At 44.3% G+C, this 7,665-nt stretch carries 6 protein-coding genes; all 6 read left to right on the top strand.

Annotation, left to right across the window (positions count from 1 at the left end; translation table 11 throughout):
• Positions 1 to 499 (top strand): hypothetical protein (locus QZP87_RS05695; RefSeq protein ID WP_291321957.1); only part of this gene is annotated, 499 nt, incomplete at its 5' end.
• A 99-nt stretch (positions 500 to 598) separates the two neighbouring features.
• On the top strand, positions 599 to 1,660 hold the full coding sequence (locus QZP87_RS05690; RefSeq protein ID WP_291321956.1) for a glycosyltransferase family 4 protein: 1,062 nt from the start codon (positions 599 to 601) through the stop codon (positions 1,658 to 1,660).
• Positions 1,657 to 3,798 (top strand): bi-domain-containing oxidoreductase, encoded by a 2,142-nt coding sequence (locus QZP87_RS05685; RefSeq protein ID WP_291321955.1) that lies wholly within the window; start codon positions 1,657 to 1,659, stop codon positions 3,796 to 3,798. Before QZP87_RS05690 ends, QZP87_RS05685 begins: the two co-directional genes overlap by 4 nt.
• Positions 3,799 to 3,813: 15 nt before the next feature.
• Complete coding sequence (locus QZP87_RS05680; RefSeq protein ID WP_291321954.1) at positions 3,814 to 4,980, top strand: hypothetical protein; 1,167 nt, start codon at positions 3,814 to 3,816, stop codon at positions 4,978 to 4,980.
• Positions 4,981 to 5,156: 176 nt separating this feature from the next.
• Positions 5,157 to 6,491, top strand: coding sequence for an ATP-binding protein (locus QZP87_RS05675; protein WP_291321953.1), 1,335 nt, complete (start codon positions 5,157 to 5,159; stop codon positions 6,489 to 6,491).
• A gap of 182 nt (positions 6,492 to 6,673) precedes the next feature.
• Positions 6,674 to 7,309, top strand: a complete 636-nt coding sequence (locus tag QZP87_RS05670; RefSeq protein ID WP_291321952.1) for an RloB family protein — start codon at positions 6,674 to 6,676, stop codon at positions 7,307 to 7,309.
• The last annotated feature ends 356 nt before the right edge of the window (positions 7,310 to 7,665 follow it).

The raw sequence follows: 7,665 nt of genomic DNA, 5'->3' as shown, positions 1-7,665 counted from the left end.
TGAAAAAAACCATCATACATCATTATGTTTTTCATGGCGACGAATTGTAGACGTTAACGATAATGTGTTAACTAATTTTTACATTTCCCACTTTTGGCCTGTTATAAAATATAGAATACAAGCTAGAAGGCATTCTTATGCACACGGTATGGTCATGTTTAGAACTGATCATATAAAAAAAATTGGTTTATATGATGAAAGTAAATACAGAGCCCAAGACTATTTTCTGTGGAAAAAAGCAGTAGATAATGGCTATAGAATTGGTGTAATTAGAAAAATTCTTTATAACGAGCGCTTTAGGCTATCTATAACACACAAAACAGAACTGGATTATTATTTAAGACTACATAATTTATATTTTAGGGCTCAAAACAGAAAAATGATCTTTCAGACTTTTAAAGAACTACATAAAAGAAGGAATTTAAATATAAATCAATTTATTAAATTTTTAATTGCAATTCAACCTATAAGCTATAAAAGCATTTTCAAGTACTTATAGCTACTTATAATGTAAAAACAGTTACAAATTATGTCATTCCAAAAATCTAGAATATTACTATTTATCAAAACTCCCCCACCAACCACTGGAGCAACCCTTATGAACCAGCGTGTACATGAGAGCAAAATTCTAAGAAGCACTTTCAGTATCAATTCTATCTGTATAAGCTATATGCAAAGTCGTGCTGATATGGGCAAGTTGAAATTATCTAAACTTTTTGTATTTATGTATACAATAAAAAAACTTATTATTGAGTTATGGAATTTTCGACCTGCTATCATATATTTTCAAATTTCACCCCATGGCCTTGCCTTTGCAAGAGATTTTGTCTTTGTATGCTTGATGAAACTATTCAATATTCCGATTGTATTTCACCTGCGTGGGAAGGGAATTAGAAACAAATCTAAGTTATCAAAGCTATTTTATAAATTTTGTTTTTGTAATGAATATGTCATTTGTCTTTCATCTTTGCTTACTTATGATATAGAGGATGTTTATAAGGGCAAACCTTTTGTAGTTTCAAATGGTATTCCAGATTCTAGTTTTATAGGATCAAAAGCACTCTTATCCAATAATATCCCAAAAATTTTATTTTTATCAAATCTTATAATAAGTAAGGGAATTTTGGATTTTTTAGAAGCTTTAAAAATTATCAATGATAAGAAGTTTAAGTTTGAGGGTATCATTGTTGGTGCAGAAGCTGACTTAAACAGTTACAAACTAAACAATACATTAAAAAGCAAGGGCTTAAGGGAAAAAATTCAGTATTTAGGTCCGAAGTATAACGATGAAAAATGCAGAATTTATCATGACTCTGATATTTTTGTTTTTCCAACAAAGATGAGTTGGGAATGTTTTCCAGGTGTTATTCTGGAAGCCATGCAGTTTAATCTGCCAGTTGTCTCAACACGTGAAGGAGCAATTTCAGAGATAGTAGATGACGAAGTTACTGGATTTATTGTTGAAAAATCCTCACCCCAGCAATTGGCTGAAAAAATAGAAATCCTCATCAAAAACCCACAGCTTCGCCAACAAATGGGCCAAGCTGGGAGAAAAAAATATGAAGAAAAATATACATTGCAGCACTTTGAAGAAAATATGAAAAACGTTTTTCAGGAAATTTTAGAAGACATAAATATCAAAAAGCAATCAAAAACATGAAACAACTCACCCAACAGCTCAAATCCGGAAAAATGGAAATTCTGGAAGTACCATTTCCAGCATTAAATACTGGGCATATTCTGGTTCGGAATCACTATTCTGTTATCAGCGCCGGAACTGAAGGCAAAACAGTAACCGACGCCCGTAAGGGATACATAGCCAAGGCCAGAAGCAGGCAGAAGGAAGTCCGCCAGGTTATTGAGATGATCAAGGCCAAGGGCTTTTTACCTACCTATAAGCTGGTCATGAACAAGCTGGAGGCGCCATCACCCCTTGGCTACAGCTGCGCCGGAGAAGTCATAGCTATTGGCCAGGGAGTGACCAAGTTTAAGGTCGGAGACTATGTTGCCTGCGGGGCAGCTCCTCACGCTGATGTTGTCTCTGTTCCGGTCAACCTGGCTGTGCCGGTTCCAAAACACGTTGACCTGAAGCAGGCTTCCTTTGCAACCATCGCAGCAGTTGCCATCCAGGGCATCCGCCAGGCGGAAATACAGATGGGTTCCAACTGCCTGATAATCGGCATGGGCCTGATTGGACAGCTCACCTATCTTATTCTGGAAACTTCAGGCATGCATCCAATCGGCATGGATGTGTCTGACGATCAACTGGAACTGTGCAGGGCCGCCGGGATTGAAAAGGTTTACCTTAGAAACCAGGCCGGTATTGAGGATATTGTTCTGCAACACAGCAAGGGATACGGCACTGACGCGGTAATCATCACTGCGGGATCATCCTCCCTTGATCCGGTTGAGTTTGCTGGATCAGTTGCCAGGCAAAAGGCCAGGGTGGTGGTGGTGGGAGCAGTGCCCACCGGCTTCAGCCGGGCCAACTATTACAAAAAAGAGCTGGATCTGCGCATGTCCTGTTCTTATGGCCCGGGTCGATATGACCCTGAATATGAAGAAAAGGGCATTGACTACCCCATAGGCCAGGTGCGCTGGACTGAAAACAGGAACATGCAGTCTTTTGTTGATCTTTTGTCTGCCAATAAGCTAAATATTGACAAGCTGATCACCCATACCTTTACCCTGGAAAATGCTCCAGAAGCCTATGATCTGATTCTTTCCAGGAAAGAACCTTTCGCTGGAATGCTTATTCAATATGATGAACAGGCAGATCTTCAAAAAACCATCAGGCTTAAAGAGTTTTCTTCAACCCCTGAAGAAGTCAACGTCGGATTCGTGGGTGCTGGTTCATTTGCCCAGGGAACACTTCTGCCCGGCATGAAAGGACTTTGCAACTTTGTCGGGGTGAGCACGGCCCGGGGCAATACATCGCGCTACGTGGCGGACAAAAGCGGGTTCAGCTATTGCGCGGAAAAAGCTGATGATCTTTTTCTTGATACAAATATAAACACCATTTTCGTGGTAACCAGGCATAACCTGCATGCTGAAAGCGTGTTAAAGTCCATAGAGCACGGCAAAAATGTGTTTGTGGAAAAGCCCCTGGCCATGAATGAAGCTGAATTGGCCGAAATAAGATCTCTTTATGAAAAAAAGACTGCACAAGGTACGCAAAAACATTTAATAGTCGGGTTCAACCGCCGCTTTGCCCCGCCTGTAGTTGAACTCCAAAAAAAGTTTCTCCCTGAACAGCCCAAATCCATCCTGATCCGGGTCAATTCCGGCGTAATGCCAGCTGACCACTGGGTGAATGATCCAGAAATCGGTGGAGGCCGGATTATCGGCGAAGCCTGCCACTTCATAGATCTGGCCATGCACCTGGCAGGCAGCCCCATTGTTTCAGTTTCGGCTGAGGCCTTATCCGATGCGGACAACCTGAACAACACAGTGGTGGTGAACCTGAAAATGAAAAATGGGAGCACTGCCTCCGTCAATTATTTTTCCAACGGCAACAAACAGATGAGCAAGGAATACCTTGAAATATTTTGTGCTGGAAAGGTGGCCGTGATTAATGATTTCAAAGAGCTTATCCTGTACGAGGACAAAATTAAAAAGATCAAGTACAAACAGGATAAAGGCCATAAAGCATGTGTTCAGGCTTTTTTAAAGGCAATAAAAGACGGTGGAACAACCCCTATCCCATTTGAAGAATTATGGCTCAGCACTCTGGCTACATTCAAGGTGAACCAGAGCATCCTTGAAAACAGAAAAATCCTCATCGAAGAGCAGATATAGCGGGTTCTGGTTATAATGGATTCTTCAATCGATCTGGAAAAATCCCTGCATCTTGTCAGAAAGTACGTTGAAACCCAGCAGTTCCAGGGCTATGATCCCTATGACATCCTTAACAGCCGGGTTCCTTTTCACTGGTTCAGCAAATGGGGGCCACCAGTAGCCACTCAGTTCCAGAAACGTAATCCCATAAATATCCGCCCGCTTATGGGCATCAAAAAAGACTACAACCCCAAGGGCATGGGTCTTTTTCTCAAGGCATACTGCAATCTGTATAGAAAGACTGGAGGACAGGCCTGTCTGGAAAAGGCCGAATGGATCTTTGACTGGCTGCTAAACAACTATTCCAGAGGATATTCCGGCATGGCCTGGGGATATAATTTCCCCTGGGCTACTCCTAAAGAATATAAAAAAGCGTTTCTGCCGTCAGTGGTGGTCACGCAGCATGTTGTGGACGGGATACATGCTTATTATGAATTGAAAAATGATGAAAAGGCAAGGCAGGCCATTATCAGCGCTGCTGAATACGTATCCAGGGATATCCCGGTCATTGAATTTGATACGGGAATTTCTTTTGCTTATACCCACCAGTCAAAAGGGGCGACCTATAATGCCAGCCTGCACGCGGCTGAGATACTGCTCAAGGCCTGTCTGGTACAAGGCGTAAGCCCTGATGAGCGTATTGAACAGGCAACACGTTTTGTCTTGTCCAGGCAGAAAGATGACGGCTCCTGGTACTACAGCCTTGACCCGGAGAAAAACACCGAGCGCAGGCAGATTGATTTTCACCAGGGGTTTGTTCTGGTCTCACTGCATAATATCCGTGAACAGGGCGGAATCTTGCGGAAGGAAATAGAAAAAGCCATAGCCAGAGGTCTTGAATTTTACAGAAAAGAGCAGTTTTTTCCCAACGGCAGATCCATGTGGAGGCTGCCCAAAAAATGGCCGGTGGACATCCACAACCAGAGCCAGGGCATCATCACTTTTGCCCTGCTCAAGGAATATCATCCTGATTATCTTGATTTTGCCAAGACCATTGCCCACTGGACCATTGAGAATATGCAGGACAAGAAAGGCTATTTCTACTACCGCAAATATCCCCTGTTCACCAATAAGATACCCTATATCCGCTGGTCTCAGGCCTGGATGATGCTGGCGTTGAGTGAAGCGCATGGGGCGATTTAAGCGAGGGGGCGATTGGGCGACTTAAGCGAACTTAGCGAGGGGGCGACTTTGCGAGGGAGCGGTTGAAGGCGAAAGACGTTTGGAGGCAGTTTCTTCTTGCACAAAAATTGTTTTAACATTATTTAATAAGCATATTTTCTTTTTTTTCTCCAAAACTATATTTAAAAGGCAAAAATATGCTTATTGAATTTACTGTGGAAAATTTTCTTTCCTTCAAGGATTCCAACACCCTGAATATGGTTGCCGGAGCAATCAGGGAATACCCCTCGCACACCTTCAGTCACCGGCCCGCCCGGGCATCCAGGTCCAAGCCCGTTACCTTGCTCAAATCCGCCGCCATTTACGGAGCCAACGCCGGGGGAAAATCCAACCTGATTAAAGCCATGTCTTTCATGAGGAGCATGGTCATGCACTCATCCAAGGAAAGCCAGGCAGAGGAACCTTTTCCCCATAACCCGTTTCTTCTGAATCCCAGGACTTCTGAAGAGCCCACAACAATGGAGGCCGTGTTTGTCCAGGACGGCATCAGGTACAGATACGGATTTTCAGCCGACAGGGAACGGGTGCGCCTTGAATGGCTGTTTGCTGCTCCCAGGGGGCGCGAAGCCAGACTGTTTATCCGCAGGGAAGACGAGTTTGAATTCGGCAAGGGTATGACCAGGGTTTCCGGACTGGAAGAAAAAACGCGGGAGAACGCTCTGTTTATTTCCGTGGCTGCCCAGTTCAATCAGCCCGAGGCCAGAAAAATCCTGCAGTGGTTTTCCAGCCTGCAGGTGGTCACTGATGATACCCGGAATATCTTCCGCCGTTCAATGGCTATCCTGGAGGAGTCCTTGCAGAGAAAGAGACTCGTGGAATTCATCAGGCTGGCTGACCACTCAATTTCAGAAATGGAGCTTGATGAGGCAGACTATCCGCTTTCAGATCTTCCCGAAGCCCTCAGCTTAGCTATTTCAAGGGACATGGAGAAAACCGGCAAAAAGAAAGATACCATCAGACTAAAAAAGCCGGTTGCTCATCATCACAGTTACAACGATGAGGGAGCAAAAGTCGGCCTGGAAAAATTTGAACTGGCCATGGAATCCAAAGGGACCAAAAGAATTTTCGATCTGGCCGGGCTGATCTTTTTCGCCCTGGATAACGGGAGCGCCCTGATCATAGATGAACTGGAGTGCAGTCTTCATCCCAAATTGACCAGATTGATCATCAATCTGTTTCATTCAGAACAGACCAACCCCAGAAACGCCCAGCTGATTTTCGCCACCCATGACCAGACCCTTTTCAGCCATAAATTTTTTCGCAGGGATCAGCTGTGGATGGTCAGCAAAAATGACGTGGGAAGCTCTGAGCTTTATTCTTTGTCTGATTTTCGGGTCAGACCGGACTCATCCTATGACAAGGATTATATGCAGGGCCGGTATGGGGCTGTGCCGGTGCTAAGTGAGCCTGTGACTACTTTCGGCGCAAGGGAAAGTGATGAGCAAGACGGCAGGACTGAAGAACCGACCTAGGCGAGGGGGCGACTTTGCGAGTGGGCGATGGAGCGAGGGGGCGACTTTGCGAGTGGGCGAGGGAGCGAGGGAGCGAGGGAGCGAGAGGGCAAAGGGCCCCAGTGAAATAAGAAGAAATTTCACCCAGTGAAACGAAAGATGGTTTCACAAGGCAGGCGGGGTAAACATGGGGCAGATGGCAGATGGCCAAGGGTGATAAGTTAAGAAAAGAAGCCTGGCTGAATAGAAGGGATTCTTTCAGGAGAAAAACAGAGTTCAGAGGAGCGCCTTTTAAAAGAATCCTTATAGTCTGCGAGGGTGAAAAAACAGAACCTGATTATTTTAAGCGATTCAGGGTAACCTCAGCGGTTGTTGAAATTGTGGGCAAAGGCTACAACACCCTGTCCTTGGTCAGGGAGGCTGTCAGACTGAAAGAATCGGCCCGGGAAAATAACGAACCCTATGATGAGGTCTGGTGCGTGTTCGACAGGGATTCTTTCCCGGCCCATAATGTGGACAATGCCTGGCAGCAGGCCCGGAAAAGAAAACTTAAAACCGCCCTGTCCAATGAAGCTTTTGAACTCTGGTTTGTGCTGCATTTCGACTATATCACCTCAGCCCATACCAGGCAGGAATACCAGGATATGTTGTCTGACAGGCTCGGACGCAGATATGAAAAAAATGATCCTGAAATGTATGCGGATTTATTTCATAGACAAGAGCAGGCCATTGAAAACGCGCAAAAATTGATGAATCAATACAATCCCAGAAAACCTTCCCAGGACAACCCCTGCACTGAGGTCTATGAGCTGGTGATGGAACTCAACAGGCAGAAATGAATCGAGTACCATGGTGGGCCTGATAAATGTTTTCCATTTTTGTTTGATGCCTGGTTGCCAATCTAAACCAGATAGCATTTTTTTTTACTCAAACTGCTGATATTGTTTTGTTTTTATGTGGTCAATTTGTTTGATTGGTGTTTGATGCGGAACAGAGATCCCCAGTAAAACTCAGAGTTATTCATGAAAATTCTCATCTACCTGGGTCATCCGGCCCATTTTCATTTGTTCAAGAATACTATCAGGAACCTTGAAGAGAAAGGACATAAAGTATTCGTACTGATTAAGAAAAAGGACATTCTGGAGGACCTGCTCCAGCGTGCAGGCATGGATTATCTGAATATTCTGCCCGAGGG

Origin of the sequence: Desulfonatronospira sp., assembly GCA_003563255.1 — a bacterium.
In the GTDB taxonomy this organism is placed as follows: Bacteria; Desulfobacterota; Desulfovibrionia; order Desulfovibrionales; family Desulfonatronovibrionaceae; genus Desulfonatronospira.
Note: the sequence above shows the minus strand (reverse complement) of the source record. Positions and strands in the feature narration are given on the sequence as shown.